The organism is Salinivibrio sp. SS2 (assembly GCF_001722075.1).
In the GTDB taxonomy this organism is placed as follows: domain Bacteria; phylum Pseudomonadota; class Gammaproteobacteria; order Enterobacterales; family Vibrionaceae; genus Salinivibrio; species Salinivibrio proteolyticus.
This window is the reverse complement of record NZ_MEBP01000109.1, coordinates 1-21,403: the sequence shown is the minus strand read 5'-3', so window position 1 is coordinate 21,403 and position 21,403 is coordinate 1. Positions and strand designations below refer to the sequence as shown.

The window sequence follows — 21,403 nt, the reverse complement described above, 5'->3', positions numbered from 1 at the left end:
GTGTGAGCCAAGGATGTCACCTGACGATGCACGACTCCCCCGCCATCGTCAGAATGGCCTGCCATTGCGCTGCGGTAACCGGCATCACACTCAGCCGGTTACCTTTTTTCACCAACGGCATCTCAGCCAGCGCAGGGTTTTGTTTCATCTGCGCCAGCGTAATCAACGGTAAATGACGCTGATACGCCACATCCACCATAAACCAACGCGGGGCTTCTAGCGTGGCTTTAGGGTCAAAGTAGCCACTGTCTGGCTCAAATTGGGTATGGTCGGGATAACACTCGCGAGTCACGGTCGCCATACCAGCCACTCCGACATGCTTACAAGAGGAATGGTAAATCAACACCTGATCGCCTACCTTAACCTCATCACGCAACATATTACGCGCTTGATAATTGCGCACCCCTTCCCAGCATGAAACCTTTTGCTGCTTTAAGGTGTCTATCGAAAACGTATCTGGCTCTGTTTTAAATAACCAATAACCCATGTTGGCTCACTCTCACTCGATACAGTTGTCGGCAATCTTGCCCGTCAGTGTGTGTCGGTGCAAGTCTGGCACGAGCCCATTATTCACAAGGAGTGTCGTGTGCAACGTCCCCATCGCTTACTGGTGATCGCCACCGCTAGCCTACTCACGTTAGTCGGCTGTACCTCATCGAAAGGCCCTATTGAACTGGGGCATCGCAGTGACACGCGAGACTCGGGGCTCAGCCATACACCGACCCCGTTTATGCTCAGTGGTATGGTCTCTGTCAGCCCTGAAACGGCCAGCTTCACACCCTGTGGCAGTCAAAAGCAATACTGGCTGAACTTAAGCCATGAGCAACGCACGGCACTCGATCAACTGGGTGGGCCTGTGTATGGTGAATTTGAAGGCTTCTTTACCCCAGTGGAAAGCCGTGGTTTCAGCGCGGACTACCCTGCGTCAGTCACCATGACGCGTATCAATCTAGTCACTACCGAACTCAATAGCTGCGCGCAACCCCGCCACGCCGTCTTGGCGGACGGACAATCACCACGCATGTGGTCCGCCGCCGTTGGCGAACATAATATGGCGTGGGAAAGCGAAGGGGATAGCCAAGAGGTACCGCTGACAGGAAAGCAGATGGATGACAGCACCGCCCATTTCCGTGCGCGCAATGCCGCATTAACGCTAACCGCAACTGGCTGCCAGCAAAGTGATACCACCTTGTACGGTTGGCGCGCGACCCTAAAAACGTCCCAACGCACCTACCAAGGCTGTGCTCTGATGCCCTCGTATGATCACTCGCAGCATTGGGCGGGCGAATATCAAGGGCAAAGTCAAAGCCCCGGTCAGCCGGTTTTAACCACACAGCTTACCTTGCTGCCTGATCATAGCGCCATCACCACCTACCACCCGCAAGGGGAAACGGTGACTAAAGAAACCGGGGTTTGGCAGCCGGTCGGGGACAATCAAGTCCAAGTGCTCACTACCCGCAGTGGTGAGCAAATGGTAGTGTCTGAGCGCATATATACACGCAACGGGTTTACCCTCACCGCCTCCGAGGAAACCTTTAATGGCAACACCTATTCACTGGGTCATGACGGGTTAACGCTAAGGCTCAAAGTCGGGGATGCCGTGAACGTATCGAACCAAACCGGCGTTAAAGGCAGCGCCGAGAAAAACCCACGCGTTGAACAAGCACTCAGAGACTACCTTCGCGATAACGGTCAAGTCGGCCCACTCACTTATCGCTGGCTTACCCACGACCTTAATCAAGACGGGCAACCTGAGCTATTGGTCTTAACCGACAGCTGTGGCAGTGGCGGCTGCACCTTATTGGTGTTTAAGGGCGAGGCGCAAGGCTGGCAGTTTAATAGCCGCATGACACTGGTGCATGTGCCCCTTTTATTAGCTCGCAGCCAAAGCCAGGGTTGGCATGATTTGGTCGTGCCGGTCGGTGGTGGCGGTGCGCCTGCCGGCCACCATGTGATGCGATTTGATGGGCAGCGTTATCCACTCAACCCCAGCACGGCACCTCGCGCGCCCAAACCGGATGGCTCAGACACAGCATTATTTGCCGATGGCATCTATGCCACCCAACAAGGGGCGGTATTAGGCGAAGAATAACGTAGACACAAGCGACCGTGGCACGCGGGCTCGCATTCCTTGTCGGACTTGCGCACAATAGCAACCTGACACCTTGAGGAGAGTCTGATGGCCCGTTCGCCCTGCCGCCAATGCGGTTTTACCTATCACTGTATCTGTCACTGCTATTGGCCGCTAGAAAGCCAATTGCAATGCGTACTGGTGATGCACGAAAACGAAGCGGCGCGCCAATCCAACACCGGCAAACTGGTTAAAGCGGCGCTACCCCACACTCAGATAGAGATTTGGCAACGCAAACAACCACCGCAAGCCTTGCTCGACAGCTGGGCGCGCGGTGATGTGTCACCTTGGTTGTTGTTTCCCAGTGACGATGCCGTCCCCGCCGATAGACTATTCGCTGACGCGGTTCGGTCTGTCTCTTGCGCGGATAGGTCAGTTTCTCGCGCGGAGGCGTTAGCCGCCACCAATGCACCTCGCGCGCCGTTACAGTTTGTGGTGCTGGATGCAACCTGGCAGCAGGCGCGAAAAATGCTCAATAAAAGCCCGTGGCTCCATCGTCTGCCGCGGGTCAGTTTGCCGTCGACTGCCGCCTCGCAATATACGCTTAGGCGCAACCAGCCACCGGGACACCTGTGTACCAGTGAAGCGGTGAGTGCATTACTACGAAGCCAAGGTGACGTAAACGCCGCCACGCAGCTGGACCATTTTCTTGCCCATTTTATGGACAGCTACGAGGCCGATCGCCACCATCACACCACACCGCTCCCCGTCCCCAAGATGCTGACGTCAAACGCGTGAACAAAAAAACGCCGAGCACAGCGCGCTGCCATGCCCGGCGTTTAAGTCGTTTATGGGTTACAGCTTAAAGCGGCTGATCTCTTGCTCAAGGCTATGAGAAAGCTCGGATAACGTCGCGGCTTGACGCGCGGCTTCATCCGCTTCGGTCGATAGCTCATTGGACACATCGCGAATGCCCTCTGAGTTACGGGTGATCTCCGCGGTGACGCTCGATTGCTCTTCCGCTGCCGAGGCAATTTGGGTAGCCATATCGCTAATCTGGCTCACCGCCGCGACAATCTGACTCAAGCTTTCGTTCGCCGCGCTGGCATCGTCCACACTGGCATGCGCACGTTGCTGGCTATCTTGCATCATGGTCACCGCGCGACCGGTTGCCTGCTGCAAGGTATCAATCATCTGCTGAATTTCGGTGGTTGAAGCATGAGTACGCTGGCTCAATATCCGTACCTCATCAGCCACTACCGCAAAACCACGGCCATGCTCACCGGCGCGTGCCGCTTCAATCGCGGCATTCAACGCCAGCAGATTGGTTTGTTCGGCCACTTCTTGAATGGTCGACAAGATGCTAGTGATGCTGTGCGCATGCTGATCCAGCTCACCAATCACACCGGTCGCCGCTTCCACTTCACGGGCAAGCTCGGTGATCGAGTGCTTACTTTGCTCCACTTGCTGGCCGCCATCGTTGGCGACGCTTTCGGTCTCTTGGGCGGTGCGCGCGGTGTTATCGGCATTGCCGGCAATATCTTGGGTCGCCGAGGCCATTTCATGGATAGCGGTCGCCACCATATTGATTTCATCTTGCTGATGACCAATCCGGGTGGAGCGCTCTTCCGCTTGTGCCGCGGTCAGCTCGGCTTGTTGTTTGAGCGAGCCAGACAACTGGCGCAAATGAGACACCATGGTGTGCATGTTGCCGACAAAGCGGTTGAAGTTGTTGGCGAGCTTACCAATTTCATCATTGCTGTGTGGCTCAAGGCGCTGGGTTAAGTCCCCTTCACCGGAGGCAATTTCTTCTAGCGCAGCGGACACATTGAGCAAGTCACGGAACAACACGTGCATCAACCAAGTCACAGCACCGGCCACCAGCAAGGTGATAACGAGGGCTGTCAGTATAAGATCGAACAAGGCATCACCCTGGCTGGCGTATTCGGTGCGCTTATCCAGCTCAATCGCCAGCACCCAATCGGTGTTAGGAACCGAGGCAAAGTAAAACAGTTTATCAACGCCATCGACAGGCAATTCTACTAACGATTGCTGTGCCAACGCCTGACGCACGCGGTTTTCATTCAGCTCAGGAGACAAGCTGCGATACGGTTTTAGCAGGCGCGCTTTATCTTTGTGGGCGAGGAAGGTGCCATCGGCGCCTAGCAGCATCGCGTTCGCATTTTTGCCCACGTTTAATTGGGTCACGTCACGGATCAGCTGGTCAATCAACACATCTGCGCCCACCACACCGATTAATTCGCCATTACGACGCACCGGCTCGGCCAAGGTCACCAGCATCGCACCGGTAATCGCATCACTGTATGCGGTGGTAATAATCGGGCTACCTGCGCTCACGGCTTGCTTGTACCACGGGCGGGCGCGAGGGTCATAATCATCGCGGTTGCGCTCTGGGCGCGAGCGATACATGGCGCCTTGGGGAGTACCATAATAGATATCGTCAAACCCACCGGCCTCACGCGCTTGCTGTAAATAGCTCACACGATGGCTGCTGCTGGTGTAATCGGTAAAGGCACTGGTGATATCAGCACGGATTTGCACCCAACCGCTGATCGATTCGGTCGCCGCATCGGCGATACCACTGACGCGGCTATAGATGCTCGACTGGGTTTGGGCTTGAATTTGGCTTACAGCAAGCCAGGTGAGAAAGGCGGCCATCAGCAAAACAGCAGATAAGCATGCCCCAATTAATTTTTGTTTTAGTGATAACTGCATGGGAACGGCTCTCAAAGCAACGACAGGTTAATTCCAAACTCCCCGATAACCGAGGTAGCAATAGTGAACAGCCGTCACCCCGTCCCTAGGGTACCGCGAGCCCATCCAGCGCATCGCGGGTTCACAGCGCCGAATAATTTTTATCCGACATGGCAAGCGCGCGCTAATGTAACAGCGCGCAAGAAAGATTGCCATTTTTTAGACAAAAAACAGTCAACTAGAGAACATTTAGAATCAAGATCACATAAACCAATCATTGCTTATGATGTGCCGTTTATTGCAAACAACACAAAAGCAAACATCTGAGGATTGAGCACTCCTCGCAAGACCGACAGAAACGCGGCCTATTGGCGGACCTCAATAATAACTCGGCTATCTGCATATGAATCAATCAGCGCACCTATCTTTTTCGTATTCTCTGAGTCGAGAAACGCATCCCATTCATCCAGAATCAAGTGACCCGAGCTATTTTCTAATAACCAGTTTTGTTAGGGAGGGTTACAAGCCCGCTTCATGGGTGGTGACAGCGTTCTTTTCCTGATGTAGAGAACTTGACCCTGTCCCCACAAAACCACGAGGACAGGTAAAAGAAGAACAGCAAGATCTAGGTAGTAGCAGAGGGCTTAAATAAGCTACGAACCTTATTGCCGTATAATGCCACGACAAGACCCGATAAAATGAGAGTGCAAGCGATTATTTTCTCAGTACCAATTACCTCACTAAAGATCGCCGAGCTACCAGCAAAACCAAAGATTGGCACTAGTAAAGATAACGGAGCAACACTAGAAACTGGATATTTGCTGATCAAAAAATTCCACACCCAATAGCCAATAAGCGTTGTTGGATAAGCTTGGAACAAAACAGAGAAAATGGCCATCGTGTTGAGGTTATCTGTTACATTAGCATAGGCTTGTGGGCCGGTTGTGAAATACCCCATCACAAACAGTGGCACCGGCGAAAATAAACATGACCAAACCAAAAAACCAAAGACATTCTTTGTGCCAGATTTTTTCAGTACAATATTTGCAAAACTCCAGCTCAACGCGCCAAACAACACCGCGGCTAAACCCAACAAAGTTATCGAACCATCAGTCAGGCTAATAATAAAGGCAAGACCAGCCAATGCCATGGCAAAGCCGACCATTTGTTGTTTACTGATCTTTTCTTTCAAAAAAATCAACCCCATGAAGATGGTCAAAAAAGCACTAAACTGTAACACTAATGATGCGACTCCCGCCGAAGCACCTAGTAATACTCCGAGGTTCACCATTCCCCAAAGACCAACACCAAAAATCACCCCATAAAGTGCCACTGTCTTCATTGGTACATCGGGCCTACGGATAAAAAATACCGTAGGTACTGCACATAATAAAAAGCGCAGCCCAGCAAGCACAAAGGGGTCTAAAGTGTTTAGTCCCAATTTAATCACACTAAAGTTGACACCCCATACTGCAGTTACCAGAATAGCTGCCAACAAATCAGAAAATTTCATCGTTGTAACCTCTTGTTGAATAGTTGAAACCTGCCGCGGATTCAACTGCGAAGTGCAACACTCTCGTCTGCAGCATGATTAACACTCTTCCATTAAGTAGTTACTAATATCATGAGGTTCAAATGTCATTGCGTAGTCGTTCGTCAGTGACTTTCGAAAGCCAAGAGAGTCTCAAATGAGACTTCTTATTTCCTAATCATCAACTCCCCCAATGAGTCTAATTGCTAACTCACTAACTCAACAGACCCAATTCTGGTAAGGAAGCTGAACCAAAATAGCACTCATCTCCATAATTGATAATAAGGTAATTTATTTAACGTACTGTTATTCAATTTCCAGCTTTCAAATTAACATCGATTTTACGCTGCTAGTTTATACCCTTTTCGGTCAATGATTATTATTAGGTAGGCCTCGGCCGCGCTCGTATCAAATGATCGGCCCGAACCAAATTCACCTATGCGAATAACAGCGGTATTTGCTTATGGCTTAGCCGTAATAAAGTAACCGCCAAATGTTGACCGGATCATGTAAACATTCGATGAGGCAAACTACTAGAAGGGAAGTGGAGAGCACAATTTCCATTTGCACTTTACTAAGTAATGAAAGGCCCTAACCAAGCCATCTCCCTCGGCTTTGGTAACGCACATAACACAAAAATGAAACTTTTCGTTCAATAAAACCACATTATATTCACACATCCGGCCAGCGTTGTCTATATTTTCTTACAAAAAATATTGCAGTTCCCAAAAATTGTGCTACCTCGCTAAACAAAAACACACTAGGTCAAGTTTCGAACTAGTGTAGGCTTCTAGCCAATACGGTTTCTTTGGATAAACTATGTTCATAAACGTAATTGCCCATTCACCGACGAACCAGAATGTACATTGTCATGGATAGTCGATAACGTTGACGTCAGTGATGAACCCGCTTTATGGGTGGTGACAGCGTTATTTTCCAGATGCGAGGAAATGAGTTTATTGACCCCCAAGATAAGCAGCACACTGATCATAACGCTGACAAAAAAACGCCAATCAATAAAAGCGGTGATCATTAGCAGACTCAGGAAGAAGTTGAGCCCAGACGACATCCCCCAAAAGGCATAGCCAATAAAGTCAGAAATCGCACTCTTTCCCTGAGAAACGTACACGCCCAGCGTATGGTCGACTGTGCGACTGTCAGTGCAAGATTGATAGCGTTTAGTCGCGGATTGCCAAAATCGACTTAGTGATTCACTCAACCACTTTTCTTTATACACATCAGAAAAGTAGCCGATTATATGGGGAAGAATCATCGCGACAATATATAGGAACACCCAGAGCTTCAATGCTTCATAATATTGACTAATTTCAAGAATATAGCCTGAAACCATCACAGAGGCGAAAATAGAAAAAGCAATCGATGACTGGTGAAGCAGCACAAATAGAAACGTATAGAGCGTGTTTTTATTCGATATACCCCGGCATATCTCTCTCACGCTTAGAAAAGAAATCACTCAACCACTCCTTGGCTCTACTTAAGGAAAAACGGGGAGTCTTCATCCTTTATCCACCCCGCAGCAGATTCTCTACGTGATTAGCGATTAAGCAATAAATTCAGTAAGATAATGTGCATCCAAGCATGTTTTTTTACACATGCTGCCCGGCGACCCAGCCGGAGCTCCAGGCCCATTGGAAGTTATAGCCGCCGAGCCAGCCGGTGACATCAAGCACTTCACCGATAAAATACAGGCCGGGGATATCTCGCGCTTCAAGGGTTTTCGAGGAAATTGCGTGGGTATCTACCCCGCCAAGCGTCACTTCTGCGGTGCGGTAACCTTCGGTGCCGTTTGGCGCAATAGACCACTGGTGAAAGTAGTGATGAAGTTGATCGAGCTGCTTGTCATCGAGCTGCTTGAGCGGTTTATCCGGCAAGCTATCGCGCGCAATCAAGACCTCGACCAAGCGTTTGGGGAATAGGCGAGACAGTGCGGTTTTTAAGGTTTGGTTGGGGTGCTTATCACGCATCGCCACCAGCACGTCTTTTAGCGACTCACTAGGGAGTAAATCGATGGTGACCGCTTCACCCGGCTGCCAAAACGAGGAGGTTTGCAACACCGCCGGCCCCGATAAGCCGCGATGGGTAAAGAGTAGATTCTCGGAAAAGCAAACGCCAGACTCGGTGGTGATCGAACACGGCACCGACACCCCAGAAATATCGGCAAAACGGGTTTTGTCTTCTTGGTGCAAGGTATACGGCACCAAGGCGGCGCGAGTGGGTAGCACCGTTAAGCCAAATTGTTCGGCAAGCTGGTAACCAAAGGGCGTGGCACCGAGCTTGGGCATGGAAAGACCGCCCGTGGCGACCACCAACGACTGGCAGCGCACCGGCTCGCCATTGAGTTTAAGGCGAAAGCCAGCTTCTTCTTGCTCGATATCATGCACTTCACAGCGATAGCGTTGACTGATGGTGGCTTGGTCGCATTCGGCCAACAGCAGGTTGACGATATCTTTGGCGCTGTCATCACAAAACAACTGGCCATGGTCTCGCTCGTGATAGGCCACGCCATGGGTGGCCACCAGACCAATAAAGTCCCATTGGCTGTATTGCGCCAATGCGGATTTGACGAAGTGCGGGTTTTCACACAGGAAGTTATTCGCGGTGACATCATAGTTAGTGAAATTGCAGCGTCCGCCGCCTGAGATCAGGATCTTGCGGCCCGGCTTTTTGGCATGGTCCACCACCAAAACACGGCGACCACGTTGGCCAGCTTGTGCCGCACACATCAATCCGGCGGCACCGGCGCCAATCACAATTACATCATACTCAGTCACACGCTTACCTGTTTATTCTCTGCTCACCCTGTGGGAGCGGCATTGTAGCAGCCCGCACGTGAGCGGCAAGCGCGATTTAACGCGCCCGCGCTTCAGGCGGTGGCACCATGGCACCTGCGTGTTGCTCAATCATACCGGGGTCCATATGTAACGTACGGGTTGGGAAGGCAATATCCGCACCGTGCCGATGAATAATACCAATCACTTGCAGTAGTACGTCCTGCTTCACGCGGTGATAACGTTGCCAGTTCACCGTTTTGGTGAAGGTGTAAATAAAGAAATCGAGCGAGTGTGGCCCAAAGCTGTTGAAGTTCACAATCAAGGTTTGTCGGGTCTCGATGTCTGGGTGGGCTTCAAGCATGGCATAGACATCATCAATCACCGCGCTGATTTTATCGGCGTCTTGATAGCGCAGTCCGATGGTTTCATAAATGCGGCGATTCAGCATCCGCGAGGGGTTTTCCACCACTACGTTACTGAATACCGAGTTGGGCACGTATAAAGGGCGCAAATCAAAGGTGCGTACCACCGTCATGCGAATACCAATTTTTTCCACCGTGCCCTCAATGTTGCGATCGGGGGAGCGTACCCAGTCGCCCACTTTAAATGGGCGATCAAAGTAAATCATCACCCCACCAAAAAAGTTCGACAACAAGTCCTTGGCGGCAAAACCAACAATTAAACCCCCGACCCCACCAACGGTCAGTAGGCCGGAAACACTGACCCCGAGGCTTTGCAGCAAAGAAATAATCCCCACGCACACAAACAGAGCGCGCAGTACATTGCCCATGGTGTTGATGGTGGTGTGATCACGATTGCCGGTTTCAATCATGACTTCTTCACCACTATTGACCAAGCGCAGCAAAATCCAAATGACCACCCACACCACCACCAAGTCTTGCACCAAGGTGAGCCAACTGAGCGAGACATCGCCAGCGGTATTATCAATGATAATTTCAATGGAGTGCGAGGCAGGCCATAGCCAAATCAGCGTACTTAGCGGTGTATCGATAGCCGGCCAAATAATATCGTCCCAGCGGGTAATGGTCTTTTCCGCCAGCGCTTTAAGTCGCCCCACCAGTACATGCCAAATCGCCCACGCGATAGCACTAAAACCAGTTAAAGTGACCACATCGGAAATCCATTCCCACGCGGCGGCTTGATGTAGGGTCTGCCACCAGTCAATTAGGCTTTGCATGCTTTCCTCAACAGACGGTTTTCTCAGAATGTTGTCAGCCTAACAAAAAAAATGCTGACCTGAGTCAGCATTTTGTTGGATATGAGAGCGTTCGCTTACCAGCCCGCAAAAGCGACAAGAAAAAAGGTCGCGAGCAAGGCACCGGACAATGCCACATTGAGCATAAACAGGTGACGAACTTTATTGCACTTACCCACAAACAGCTCGTCATGATGGTGCAAGTACTCTTGGCTACGAATGTACTGGTACAGGCGCTTTTGACGAGAAATATCGCCTTGGGGTGAGAGTGAGAAAAAGTTGTTATCTCCACGACAAATTTGCTGATAAAGCAATGGATTGGCGTCGCGTAACATCACAACCAGTGCGCGTAGTGAAGACAAGTAGCGCGCAAAATTAACCAATGTGACGGTAAACACTGCCACAATTAGGATATCACCGTTCATATACATCTCCCTCCGCAACCCAGTGAGGCGGCCGAGGGAGAAAGATAAACTTACAGCCCTGCGGTGCCGTCCATCACTGACGATGAGTCCTCTTGAGCCATGGCAGACAAGTCTTTATCAATAAAGAACAAGGCTTTGCCATCTTCGCCCACCAACTCGATCTTATCGAGTATGCCTTTAAACAGCTTTTCTTCCTCGTGCTGCTCAGCCACGTACCACTGCAGGAAATTAAAGGTCGAGTAATCCTGAGTCGTAAACGCAACGTGCGCTAGGCTATTGATCTTTTCCGTGATTAAACGCTCGTGTTGATAGGTTTCACGGAACACTTCGCCCAATGATGCGAACTCGTGGCGCGGTGCGTCGATTGAGCCCAAAATAGGCATCGCACCAGTCTCGCTCACGTAGGTGAAAAGACGCTGCATATGCTGCATTTCTTCCTGCGCGTGCTTATGGAGGAATCGCGCAGCGCCTTCAAATCCTTTGTCTTCACACCAAGCACTCATTTGTAAGTATAGATTTGATGAGAAAAACTCCAAATTGATCTGCTCATTGAGCCTGTCAACCATGGCGGGTGCTAACATATAAAACGTCCTCTTTATTTGGGGTTAGCTGTCATTCTGACCAGCAGCACGTCCCTTTTCAAGCGGATATCGCCGACAAACGTGTGTGGTGCCGAGTCATCTGCCGAATTTATGACAAACATCATTGTCGAATTCTTAATCGGAATGCGATCGCAGTGACTGTTTTTAATACGCAAGCTCGCTAGACTGCGATGACAACCTCACATAAAAAGGATAACTCTATGTCATATAAGCATATTTTGGTTGCTGTTGATTTGTCGGAAGACAGCGAACGTTTGGTTGCCAAAGCCGATTCTCTTGCCCAAGCTGTCGGCGCGAAATTATCGCTGGTCCACATCGATGTGAATTACGCCGAGCTTTATACCGGACTTATCGATATTAATTTGGTCGAATCGCGTAACCGCGTCATTGAAGAAGCTCAGCACAAACTGAATCAACTGGCGGGCAACGCACAGGTGCCAGTGACTCATACCTTGGTTAGCAGCGGCGACCTTGCTGAAGAGATTACAGAATCGATTCAAAACATGGGAATTGATTTGGTTGTCGTTGGCCATCACCAAGACTTTTGGAGCTCACTGCTCTCATCGACCAAGCAACTTATCAACAAAACACCGGTCGATCTGTTGATGGTGCCGATCCGCGACTAATCTCTGGCGTCACACAGGGCAATGAAGGCGGTCACTCCGCCTTCTTTTGGACCTTATTGCACTGTGTTCAGCGAACCAATTGCGTCCCCGTGATGAAACGGTACACTGCCTTTTTATTTACAATATCGAAGGAACCGAGTCATGGGGTATCTTAGCGGGGTCACACTGCTGTGGGCCTTTTCATTTAGTTTGATTGGGGTGTATCTCGCCGGCCAAGTGGACAGTTATTTCGCAGTCCTGATGCGGATTGTACTCGCTGGGTTGGTTTTTTTACCCTTCTTGCGTCCTCGCCAAGTAAGGCCGACCTTTGCCGCTCAACTGATGCTGGTCGGGGCATGTCAGCTCGGCATCATGTACTGCTTCTTCTATCAGTCTTTCCTATTCTTGTCAGTGCCAGAAGTGCTGCTGTTTACCGTCTTTACCCCGCTTTACGTCACCTTGATTTACGATGCCTTGAAGCGTCAGTTTAGCGCTTGGTATCTGGTCACCGCCGCGATAGCGGTGCTCGGCGCCGTGGTGATCCGCTACGCCACCGTCAATCCAGACTTTCTGGTCGGCTTTTTAGTGGTTCAAGGAGCGAACCTTTGCTTTGCGATTGGCCAAGTCGGTTACAAATACCTGATTGAGAAGGAACAAACGCCCCTTCCCCAACACGCGGTGTTTGGTTGGTTTTATCTTGGCGCCTTAGTGGTGGGCGTGCTGGCTTTCGCACTGTTGGGCAACAGCGACAAACTGCCTGCTACACCAACCCAGTGGGGTGTATTAATTTATCTAGGCACTATCGCGTCAGGGCTGGGCTATTTCTTTTGGAACAAAGGCGCTACGCAGGTCAACTCGGGGGCACTCGCGGTGATGAACAATGCGCTTATCCCAGCCGGAATTGTGGTGAACGTGCTGATTTGGAACCGCGATGCGGATCTTCTGCCGCTACTCAGCGGTGGGATACTGATTTTAGCCGCGCTGTGGTTTAACCAAGCGTGGGTAAAGCGCCGCGTCGAGGCCCAGCGGGGTGCCGCCCAGCGAAGTGCCGCCCAGCGGTAGGTAGGCCGTCCCAAGACCTCGGTCTCTCAAGTACAAAACAGGCAGGGAAATCCCTGCCTGTTTACTTAGCCGATAAAGAAGGCTCAATCAGATAAAGGCAAACGCGTCTGAGTAGAGATGATCACGACTCACACCGCGCTCTTTACAGAACATGTCGCGTGCCACACCTGCCATTTCAAAACGGCCCGCGATATAAATGTCATAAGCGCCAAGGCTGACAAAATCTTCCATCACCGCTTCTAACACATTGCCCACTTTACCGCGCCACTCGCCTTCAGCTTGCTCCACGACAGGCATAAAGGTAATGTGCGGATGCTGTTCCGCCAATGCTTGCATCTCGTCATGGGCATAAAGCTGACAAGGGGTACGGGCGCCCCAATAAATAAAGATCGGCGACTGTATCTTCTGGCTAATACAGTGATCGACCATGCTGCGCACGTAAGAAAAACCGGTCCCGCCAGCAATCAGTAGCAAGGGACGATCGCTCTCTCGCAGCCAAGCATCACCGGCAGGCTCAGTAATTTCAAAGCCCGCTTCACCGCTTTCTAGTACGGCTTTGGCTTTCTCAACCACTTCTAACGCAAACGGATTCTCGTCCGCCGCACCAACGTGCAGCTCGAGTTCACCGCCATTTTGACGACAAGGGCTACTTGCCAGCGAAAACGGGCGCTTATCTTTCTCGCCCATCACCGCCATCACGTATTGCCCTGGCTGATAACGCACCGCTTGCTGCGGCTTCAGGACAATGCGGTAGGTGTGACACGCCAACGGCTCAACGGCTGTCACTTCACATAGTATCGACATTCTGTTCCTCTGTTCGTTTTGCTACAGCCGATGAGGTTATAAGAGGCGGCATCACTACCGCCTTGGGCTGTGTTTTTATCGTTAACGGTGAATGCTAGCGCATTCCAATAGGATTAGTCTAAGATCCCTAATTCATCCCAAATCGCGTCGATGCGCGCAACCACGTTTGGGTCTTTGGCAATGGGCGTGCCCCACTCGCGATCGGTTTCCCCTTGCCATTTGTTGGTGGCATCGAGGCCCATTTTCGAGCCCAGCCCCACCACAGGCGAAGCAAAGTCGAGCGAGTCGATAGGGGTATTTTCCACCATCACGGTATCGCGCGCGGGATCCATACGCGTGGTAATCGCCCAAATGACGTCATTCCAATCACGTGCGTTGACGTCATCGTCACACACTATCACAAACTTGGTGTACATAAACTGACGCAAGAACGACCACACGCCCATCATCACCCGCTTGGCATGACCGGGGTATTGTTTTTTCATGGTGACTACCGCCATGCGATATGAGCAGCCTTCAGGCGGTAGGTAGAAATCGACAATCTCTGGGAACTGCTTTTGCAAAATCGGCACAAACACTTCGTTAAGTGCCACGCCTAAAACGGCAGGTTCATCCGGTGGACGCCCCGTATAGGTGCTATGGTAAATCGGTTTTTTGCGCATGGTCAGGTGCGTCACAGTGAACACATGGTGACGCTCAACCTCATTGTAATAACCGGTATGATCGCCATACGGCCCTTCATCCGCGTATTCATTGGGATCGATATAGCCTTCCATCACGATTTCCGCACTGGCCGGCACATCCAAATCGTTGCTGATACACTTAGCCACTTCGGTTTTACTGCCGCGCAATAAGCCAGCAAACGCGTATTCCGATAAGGTATCAGGCACCGGTGTCACTGCCCCGAGAATGGTGGCAGGGTCAGCGCCATAAGCCACGGTCACCGGAAACGGTTCATTAGGATGGGTTTGCATCCAATCATGCAAGTCTAACGCGCCGCCGCGATGAGCCAACCAACGCATGATCACTTTGTTTTTGCCGATTTTTTGCTGACGATAAATGCCCAGGTTTTGTCGCTTTTTGTTGGGTCCGCGGGTAATGGTCAGCCCCCAAGTCAGCAAGGGTGCCACATCACCAGGCCAGCAGCGCATCACCGGAATTTTATCCAGATCAACCTCATCGCCGCTCAGCACCACCTCTTGGCAACGCGGACGCCGCACGGTTTTCGCTGGCATGTTGAGCACTTGACGAAACACCGGCAGTTTATCGAGCGCATCTCGAAAGCCTTTGGGCGGCTCAGGTTCTTTCAAGTAGGCAAGCAGTTTACCCACCTCTCGCAGCTCAAGCACATCCTCACGCCCCATGCCCATCGCAACGCGTTTTGGGGTTCCAAAGAGGTTGGCAAGCACGGGCATCTCATAGCCAATCGGGTTTTCGAACAATAACGCCGGACCGCCCGCTCGCAGGGTACGGTCGCATATCTCGGTGATCTCCTGATCAGGGTCCACCGGTTGGGCGATGCGTTTGAGCTCGCCTTGGGTTTCAAGATAATCGATAAAATCGCGCAGATCGGAAAATTTCATATCAGGCTCAACGGGTTAATAAACGCCTTAATGATACCAAGCAAACCGGTATCCGGATCGGTGAAGCGGTGACATTAGCGCGACGACAACGCAGATGCAACGTGCTGACGGCCTAGCGGACCCAACTCGGCTTGTAAGCCGGTTAGCCATTCCCCTTTACCCGCCTCGACGAGCAATTGCGCCACCTGATCACCTTGGCGCAATGACAACTGTGCCACGAGAAAATCAGCAACCGGCGCTGGCAACGGTGACAAGCTGGCAAGCTGGCGAATCGCAGTGTCGCGCAAAGAGGGATTTCTCGCCGCTGCCATCATTTGGCTCACCGAAAAGCTATCACTCACCTGTCCTTTCAAGGCATGTAAGGCCTCTAAACTATACGCATCCGTGCCTCGACGCCATAATCGGGCGTACAGTTCCGGATGCTGCGTTTTCTCAGCAAGCACCGCCAAGATCGCGTTGTCAGGCAGCCAGAGTAATCGTGGGTCATGCAGGTATTGCTCGGCCAAATAGGCCAAACCATTGGCCTCATAGTCACCAATCATCGCTACCAAGGCATCACGGCGCCGCGCATAATCTGCGCCGTCAGGTTTCACCCAATCAGCAATCACCAACTGGCGATAGCTTAATAACATGCCGAGCTCTTGGGTCAGTTGCTCGTGCTGATAACGGTTTAATTGCTGACGTGCCGCGGCCGCATAGTGGAAAGCGGGGGTGGTAACCCAATAGCCGTCTTGCTGATGACGTAATAAAAAATGCGGTTGCTGGTGACTAAGATCGCGCAAGAAAGTGCGCCAATCGGGGTTATCCAAACGTGTGGGTGTGGAAAGGAGTCGGTACAAGGTCGCCTCTTGGATCAACGGCGACAGGCTTTGTAGGTGAGCACGCAATCCGTCAATATCATCAGCCATTTGTCGCTGAAACGCGATCGCCATGGCTTGCTGGGTAGAAGGCGTCTCTAATAAGCCATCAATAAACGCCTGCGTCACGATTTGTCCGCTCGGCGTTGACGCCTCCGTGACCGCTGCGCGGCTGGGCATTGTGCCTACGACTAGGCATGCTATCAGCACTAACACGCGAAAACATCTTGCCATCCGTTGCAATCCTGTACCACTTGTAGCAATCCAGCTACATCCATGTAAGGTGAGACCATTGTGCGAAGTCAGCGTTCAATAGGCAATAAAAAAGCACTGCCCGCAGACAGTGCTTTTCACAATTACGATCCGGATCAGGAGTTTTGACGTCGCATGGCGTCAAAGAACTCATCATTGGTCTTCGACATGGCCAGCTTATCAATCAAGAACTCCATGCCTTCGATTTCCCCCATTGGGTGGACAATCTTACGCAGGATCCACATCTTCTGTAGTTCATCCGCTTTGGTCAGCAACTCTTCGCGACGGGTGCCAGAGCGCGTGAAGTCGATGGCTGGGAAGACACGCTTCTCGGCAATCTTGCGTGACAGGTGCAATTCCATGTTACCTGTCCCTTTAAATTCTTCGTAGATGACTTCGTCCATCTTCGAGCCTGTATCCACCAGCGCAGTCGCGATAATGGTCAAGCTACCACCTTCTTCCACGTTACGGGCCGCACCAAAGAAGCGCTTAGGACGGTGCAAGGCGTTGGCGTCGACACCACCAGTCAATACTTTACCGGAAGACGGTACAACTGTGTTGTAAGCACGCGCCAGACGAGTAATCGAGTCCAGCAGGATCACCACGTCTTTTTTGTGTTCGACCAAACGCTTGGCTTTTTCAATTACCATTTCGGCCACTTGTACGTGACGGCTTGCTGGCTCATCGAAGGTCGATGCCACCACTTCCCCTTTCACCAAGCGCTGCATCTCGGTCACTTCTTCCGGACGCTCATCGATCAACAGCACCATCAACTCACATTCTGGGTGGTTGTAAGCGATACTTTGCGCGATGTTTTGCAGCAGCATGGTTTTACCCGCTTTTGGCGGCGCAACAATCAAACCACGTTGACCTTTACCGATTGGCGAGGCTAAGTCGAGCACACGGGCAGTGATGTCTTCTGTCGAGCCGTTTCCGCGCTCCATCACCATACGTTCGCTGGCGTGCAAAGGGGTTAAGTTTTCGAAGAGGATTTTACTGCGGGCGTTGTCTGGTTTGTCGCTGTTAACTTGGTTAACTTTCAATAGCGCGAAGTAGCGCTCGCCGTCTTTAGGGGGACGAATTTTACCCGCGATGGTATCGCCTGTGCGCAAGTTAAAGCGACGAATTTGGCTTGGCGACACATAGATGTCATCAGGGCCGGCCAAATACGAGCTGTCTGCGCTACGCAGGAAGCCAAACCCGTCTTGAAGAATTTCCAGCACGCCATTGCCGAAAATGTCTTCACCGCTTTTTGCGTGCTGTTTGAGGATCGAGAAAATGATGTCCTGTTTACGCAAGCGAGCTAGGTTTTCGAGTCCCATGCTTTCGCCAAGCGCAACCAGCGTCGAGACGGGTTGAGTCTTCAGTTCGGTAAGATTCATAGTGGTGAGTGTCTTGTTTGTCAAAGTTGAGGTCTGAAATTAGTTAGCGTGTCGAGACCAGTGGCATGTTCGAGAGATGAACAGAAGTACAATTTCCGTGCAATAAGGTAGCACCAAAATGGGGTATCGTCTAGTTGACAGAAAAACAACCGCCACTGGGAGGCAGTGGCGGCCGTCTTAACATTATAGGTTAGCGTCAAGGAACTCTTTCAACTGAGTTTTTGACAATGCACCAACCTTAGTTGCTGCCACGCCGCCATCTTTAAATAGCAGCAATGTCGGGATACCACGGATGCCGAACTTAGGCGGTGTACCTGCGTTCTGGTCAATGTTCAGTTTTCCGATGGTGACTTTACCTTCGTACTCGTCGGCGATTTCGTCCAGGATTGGCGCGATCATTTTACATGGCCCACACCATTCTGCCCAAAAATCAACCAGTACAGGTCCTGCAGCATTTAAAACGTCTGCGTCAAAGCTGTCGTCGGTTAGCTGCAAAATTTTGTCGCTCATCTTCTACTCCAATACATGTTTTTGTTACTGGCTAAATTGCGACCAGTAAATAATGGCACTATTTGACTGGATTCGCTTCCGTATTGCAAGCCTAAGCTGATATTCTATCCGGATGAAAATGACGCATATCACAGAGCAGAAATTTGCCGAGCTCGGCTTGCACGCCGATGTTCTCAAGAGCTTGGAGGCCAAAGGGTTCACCCAATGTACGCCTATCCAAGCAAAGGCATTGCCGGTCCTGCTCACCGGCCAAGACATTGCAGGACAGGCGCAAACGGGGACAGGCAAAACCCTGGCGTTTCTGGCTGCGACGTTTCATCACTTGTTAACCACTGACGCACCAGCGTCACGGAAAACTAACCAACCACGGGCAATCATACTAGCTCCTACGCGCGAATTGGCCATTCAGATCTATAACGATGCGGAACCATTACTTGCGCATACTTCGATCACCGCAGGGCTTGCCTATGGTGGCGAAGGCTATGACAAACAGCAACAAACACTTGAGCAAGGCGTTGATATTTTAATCGGCACCTGCGGCCGTATCATCGACTTCTACAAGAAGAAAGTGATTGATTTACATGGCATTCAGGCAGTGGTGTTGGATGAAGCGGATCGCATGTTCGATTTAGGCTTTATCAAAGACATTCGCTTCTTGTTTAACCGTATGCCTGCGGCTAACAAGCGCTTGAACATGTTGTTTTCTGCCACCTTGTCTTATCGCGTTCAAGAACTGGCCTTCGAGCACATGACCAATCCTGAGCATGTGGTGATCGAGCCAGAACAAAAAACCGGCCATCGCATTAAAGAAGAGCTTTTCCAGCCTTCTAACAACGAAAAAATGCCCTTGCTGCAAACCTTGATCGAAGAAGACTGGCCGGAGCGCGCGATCATTTTTGCTAACACCAAGCATCGCTGCGAGTCAATTTGGGCCCACCTTGCGGCAGACGATCATCGCGTTGGTCTACTGACTGGTGACGTTCCGCAGAAAAAGCGGGTGAAAATCCTCGAGCAATTCACCAAAGGTGAGATTGATTTGTTGGTGGCCACCGATGTCGCTGCGCGCGGGTTGCATATTCCGCAAGTCACCCACGTGTTTAACTACGACTTGCCCGATGATGCCGAAGACTATGTTCACCGCATTGGTCGTACTGGTCGTGCTGGTGCCAGTGGTAGCTCCATCAGCTTTGCCTGTGAAGAATACGCCATCAATTTGCCCGCCATTGAGGAATACATTGAACACAGTATTCCGGTCAGCGAATTTGATCGCAGCGCACTGCTCACGGATTTACCGGCCCCGAAAAAGATAGCCAAACGCCAGGTGAACAGTCGTCGTAATACTGGCAAAAACAACAGCGGCAACAACCGCAACCGTCAACGTCGACGCCCACAAAAGTCGGCATAACATTCGGCAGTTATGAGGTAAGGTCGCGCCATGCGTCGTGATGGAACCACCGCTCACACATCGTCGCTTTATGCGGCGATTGATTTAGGCTCTAACAGCTTTCACATGCTGGTTGTGCGTCAAGTGGCTGGCAGTGTGCAAACACTGGCCAAAATTAAGCGCAAAGTCCGCCTAGCGGCGGGAATGAACGCACAACGCCAGCTCAGTGATGAAGCCATGCAGCGCGGTTGGGAATGCCTCGCGCTTTTCGCTGAGCGCTTGCAAGACTTTGAAGCCGATCATATTCGGGTGGTGGCGACGGCCGCATTACGCCGAGCCTCGAACGCTGATGCGTTTCTCGCCAAAGCAAACCAACTATTAGGCCACAACATCGAGATCATCTCTGGTGAAGAAGAAGCGCGCACCATCTACCAAGGGGTAGCCCACACCTCGGGCGGCCCAGGAAAACGCTTGGTGGTAGATATTGGTGGGGCCAGCACCGAGCTGATCATTGGCCAACAATTTGAGCCCGCGCTACTGCAAAGCCTTAATATGGGCTGCGTGACCTTCCTTGAAGACTACTTTGCCGACCGTGTCCTCAATCAAGCGGCGTTCGATGCCGCAATTGCCGGAGCTAAAGCGGAATTAGCGCCTCATATGGCCGCCTATCGCGCCCTCGGGTGGGATTGTTGCGTAGGCGCCAGCGGAACAGTGCAAGCCTTGCAAGAAATCATGGTCACGCAAGGCATGGACGAAGTCATCACGCTGGAAAAACTCCATCGTTTGCGCGACCAAGCCATTGCGTGCGGGCAAATGGATGCACTCGACATTGACGGCCTCACGCTTGAACGCGCCTTGGTTTTCCCAAGCGGCTTATCGATACTGATCGCCATTTTTGAATGCTTGGATGTCACCAGCATGACACTGGCTGGCGGCGCACTCCGTGAAGGTCTGGTGTATGAAATGATGACCGCAATGCGCCACAGCGATATACGCGCGCGCACCATCGCCAGTATTCAATCTCGCTATCAGCTCGATGAAGCGCATGGCATGGCGGTGGCACAAACGGCGTTGGATTTACTTCACCAATGCCCGCCTGACTGGGTGCCAGAGCCCCACGCCAGTAGCTTGCTTCATGCCGCAGCCTGTGTGCACGAAATTGGCTTAAGCATTGGCTTTAAACAAGACGGCGACCATGCGGCCTATTTGATCACCCATCTCGACTTACCCGGCTTTACGCGCGCCCAAAAGCAGCTGATTGCCACCTTGCTTCGCTACTACCGTGAGCAACTGGTTCGCATTGATGGCCAACATGCTTTGTCAGCGCAAAGTGCCAATCGCCTCCTGCGTTTGCTGCGTTTGGCGGTGATTTTGTGCCACCGCCGAGACAGCCGCGTACGGCCACTCAGTCGCCTTTGTGCAGACGGTGATGCGCTCACCTTAACCTTAGACACCACGTTGCTGGATACCAGCCCATTGCTGAGTGCCGAGCTGGAGCAAGAAGCCTTACGTCAATCCAGCCTTGGTCAACCGCTGGTCGTGATCACTCACGCCGATGGCGGTGTCTAAATCGCACTCACCCATCCCGTTGAGCACATCGAGTAGGGTGAGG

At 51.5% G+C, this 21,403-nt stretch carries 18 protein-coding genes and 1 pseudogene; 6 read left to right on the top strand and 13 right to left on the bottom strand.

Annotation, left to right across the window (positions count from 1 at the left end; genetic code table 11):
• Positions 1-16: 16 nt before the first annotated feature.
• Positions 17-487: an EVE domain-containing protein gene (locus BGK46_RS14005; protein ID WP_069590245.1), complete on the bottom strand. Its 471-nt coding sequence runs from the start codon at positions 485-487 to the stop codon at positions 17-19.
• Between the two features lie 99 nt (positions 488-586).
• On the opposite strand from BGK46_RS14005, the gene BGK46_RS14000 reads away from it, so the two are divergent.
• Both BGK46_RS14000 and BGK46_RS13995 read left to right on the top strand, forming a co-directional pair.
• Positions 587-2,092, top strand: a complete 1,506-nt coding sequence (locus BGK46_RS14000; protein WP_069590243.1) for a hypothetical protein — start codon at positions 587-589, stop codon at positions 2,090-2,092.
• Between the two features lie 87 nt (positions 2,093-2,179).
• The gene (locus tag BGK46_RS13995) at positions 2,180-2,869 is read left to right on the top strand and encodes a tRNA-uridine aminocarboxypropyltransferase (protein ID WP_069590242.1); all 690 of its coding nucleotides are present in this window, start codon (positions 2,180-2,182) and stop codon (positions 2,867-2,869) included.
• Between the two features lie 57 nt (positions 2,870-2,926).
• Here BGK46_RS13995 and BGK46_RS13990 read toward each other — a convergent pair whose 3' ends face one another.
• The 7 genes from BGK46_RS13990 to ftnA all read right to left on the bottom strand — a co-directional run bounded on the left by BGK46_RS13990 (position 2,927) and on the right by ftnA (position 11,331).
• Positions 2,927-4,807 (bottom strand): methyl-accepting chemotaxis protein, encoded by a 1,881-nt coding sequence (locus BGK46_RS13990; RefSeq protein WP_069590240.1) that lies wholly within the window; start codon positions 4,805-4,807, stop codon positions 2,927-2,929.
• 604 nt (positions 4,808-5,411) lie between these two features.
• Positions 5,412-6,299 (bottom strand): EamA family transporter, encoded by an 888-nt coding sequence (locus BGK46_RS13985; RefSeq protein WP_069590238.1) that lies wholly within the window; start codon positions 6,297-6,299, stop codon positions 5,412-5,414.
• Positions 6,300-7,140: 841 nt separating this feature from the next.
• Positions 7,141-7,791, bottom strand: coding sequence for a hypothetical protein (locus tag BGK46_RS13980; protein ID WP_069590236.1), 651 nt, complete (start codon positions 7,789-7,791; stop codon positions 7,141-7,143).
• Between the two features lie 133 nt (positions 7,792-7,924).
• Positions 7,925-9,109 carry an NAD(P)/FAD-dependent oxidoreductase gene (locus BGK46_RS13975; protein WP_069590234.1) on the bottom strand — a complete coding sequence of 395 codons (1,185 nt, stop codon included), beginning with the start codon at positions 9,107-9,109 and terminating at the stop codon, positions 7,925-7,927.
• Between the two features lie 76 nt (positions 9,110-9,185).
• Positions 9,186-10,307 (bottom strand): mechanosensitive ion channel family protein, encoded by a 1,122-nt coding sequence (locus BGK46_RS13970; RefSeq protein ID WP_139130790.1) that lies wholly within the window; start codon positions 10,305-10,307, stop codon positions 9,186-9,188.
• Positions 10,308-10,402: 95 nt separating this feature from the next.
• Complete coding sequence (locus tag BGK46_RS13965; RefSeq protein WP_069590232.1) at positions 10,403-10,750, bottom strand: hypothetical protein; 348 nt, start codon at positions 10,748-10,750, stop codon at positions 10,403-10,405.
• Positions 10,751-10,800: 50 nt separating this feature from the next.
• Positions 10,801-11,331 carry a non-heme ferritin gene (gene ftnA, locus BGK46_RS13960; RefSeq protein ID WP_069590230.1) on the bottom strand — a complete coding sequence of 177 codons (531 nt, stop codon included), beginning with the start codon at positions 11,329-11,331 and terminating at the stop codon, positions 10,801-10,803.
• A 221-nt stretch (positions 11,332-11,552) separates the two neighbouring features.
• Between ftnA and BGK46_RS13955 the strand changes: the two genes are divergently transcribed.
• Both BGK46_RS13955 and BGK46_RS13950 read left to right on the top strand, forming a co-directional pair.
• Positions 11,553-11,978 (top strand): universal stress protein, encoded by a 426-nt coding sequence (locus BGK46_RS13955; protein ID WP_069590228.1) that lies wholly within the window; start codon positions 11,553-11,555, stop codon positions 11,976-11,978.
• 141 nt (positions 11,979-12,119) lie between these two features.
• The gene (locus BGK46_RS13950; RefSeq protein WP_069590226.1) at positions 12,120-13,019 is read left to right on the top strand and encodes a carboxylate/amino acid/amine transporter; all 900 of its coding nucleotides are present in this window, start codon (positions 12,120-12,122) and stop codon (positions 13,017-13,019) included.
• 87 nt (positions 13,020-13,106) lie between these two features.
• On the opposite strand, the gene fre is transcribed toward BGK46_RS13950, so the two are convergent.
• The 5 genes and pseudogenes from fre to trxA form a co-directional block, all read right to left on the bottom strand.
• A complete protein-coding gene (fre, locus tag BGK46_RS13945; RefSeq protein ID WP_069590225.1) occupies positions 13,107-13,823 on the bottom strand; it encodes an NAD(P)H-flavin reductase in 717 nt (238 codons plus the stop codon).
• A gap of 158 nt (positions 13,824-13,981) precedes the next feature.
• A pseudogene (ubiD, locus tag BGK46_RS13940) lies at positions 13,982-15,406 on the bottom strand (4-hydroxy-3-polyprenylbenzoate decarboxylase); the annotation flags it as partial.
• 74 nt (positions 15,407-15,480) lie between these two features.
• Complete coding sequence (locus tag BGK46_RS13935) at positions 15,481-16,443, bottom strand: hypothetical protein (RefSeq protein ID WP_069590221.1); 963 nt, start codon at positions 16,441-16,443, stop codon at positions 15,481-15,483.
• 188 nt (positions 16,444-16,631) lie between these two features.
• Positions 16,632-17,897 carry a transcription termination factor Rho gene (gene rho, locus BGK46_RS13930; protein WP_069590220.1) on the bottom strand — a complete coding sequence of 422 codons (1,266 nt, stop codon included), beginning with the start codon at positions 17,895-17,897 and terminating at the stop codon, positions 16,632-16,634.
• A 183-nt stretch (positions 17,898-18,080) separates the two neighbouring features.
• Positions 18,081-18,407, bottom strand: coding sequence for a thioredoxin TrxA (gene trxA / locus BGK46_RS13925; RefSeq protein WP_069590219.1), 327 nt, complete (start codon positions 18,405-18,407; stop codon positions 18,081-18,083).
• A gap of 112 nt (positions 18,408-18,519) precedes the next feature.
• On the opposite strand from trxA, the gene rhlB reads away from it, so the two are divergent.
• Together rhlB and gppA are read left to right on the top strand one after the other, a co-directional pair.
• A complete protein-coding gene (rhlB, locus tag BGK46_RS13920; protein ID WP_069590218.1) occupies positions 18,520-19,812 on the top strand; it encodes an ATP-dependent RNA helicase RhlB in 1,293 nt (430 codons plus the stop codon).
• Positions 19,813-19,842: 30 nt separating this feature from the next.
• A complete protein-coding gene (gene gppA, locus BGK46_RS13915) occupies positions 19,843-21,360 on the top strand; it encodes a guanosine-5'-triphosphate,3'-diphosphate diphosphatase (protein WP_069590217.1) in 1,518 nt (505 codons plus the stop codon).
• Positions 21,361-21,403: the final 43 nt, after the last annotated feature.

Bases quoted from the DNA above. Each gene is read 5' to 3' on its own strand.
- BGK46_RS13970 (WP_139130790.1), bottom strand. From the start codon at position 10,307: ATGCAAAGCCTAATTGACTGGTGGCAGACCCTACATCAAGCCGCCGCG.
- gppA (WP_069590217.1), top strand. From the start codon at position 19,843: ATGCGTCGTGATGGAACCACCGCTCACACATCGTCGCTTTATGCGGCG.
- BGK46_RS13955 (WP_069590228.1), top strand. From the start codon at position 11,553: ATGTCATATAAGCATATTTTGGTTGCTGTTGATTTGTCGGAAGACAGC.
- BGK46_RS13985 (WP_069590238.1), bottom strand. From the start codon at position 6,299: ATGAAATTTTCTGATTTGTTGGCAGCTATTCTGGTAACTGCAGTATGG.
- trxA (WP_069590219.1), bottom strand. From the start codon at position 18,407: ATGAGCGACAAAATTTTGCAGCTAACCGACGACAGCTTTGACGCAGAC.
- BGK46_RS13965 (WP_069590232.1), bottom strand. From the start codon at position 10,750: ATGAACGGTGATATCCTAATTGTGGCAGTGTTTACCGTCACATTGGTT.
- BGK46_RS13995 (WP_069590242.1), top strand. From the start codon at position 2,180: ATGGCCCGTTCGCCCTGCCGCCAATGCGGTTTTACCTATCACTGTATC.
- BGK46_RS13950 (WP_069590226.1), top strand. From the start codon at position 12,120: ATGGGGTATCTTAGCGGGGTCACACTGCTGTGGGCCTTTTCATTTAGT.
- BGK46_RS14005 (WP_069590245.1), bottom strand. From the start codon at position 487: ATGGGTTATTGGTTATTTAAAACAGAGCCAGATACGTTTTCGATAGAC.
- rhlB (WP_069590218.1), top strand. From the start codon at position 18,520: ATGAAAATGACGCATATCACAGAGCAGAAATTTGCCGAGCTCGGCTTG.
- BGK46_RS13935 (WP_069590221.1), bottom strand. From the start codon at position 16,443: ATGCCCAGCCGCGCAGCGGTCACGGAGGCGTCAACGCCGAGCGGACAA.
- BGK46_RS13990 (WP_069590240.1), bottom strand. From the start codon at position 4,807: ATGCAGTTATCACTAAAACAAAAATTAATTGGGGCATGCTTATCTGCT.
- ftnA (WP_069590230.1), bottom strand. From the start codon at position 11,331: ATGTTAGCACCCGCCATGGTTGACAGGCTCAATGAGCAGATCAATTTG.
- fre (WP_069590225.1), bottom strand. From the start codon at position 13,823: ATGTCGATACTATGTGAAGTGACAGCCGTTGAGCCGTTGGCGTGTCAC.
- rho (WP_069590220.1), bottom strand. From the start codon at position 17,897: ATGAATCTTACCGAACTGAAGACTCAACCCGTCTCGACGCTGGTTGCG.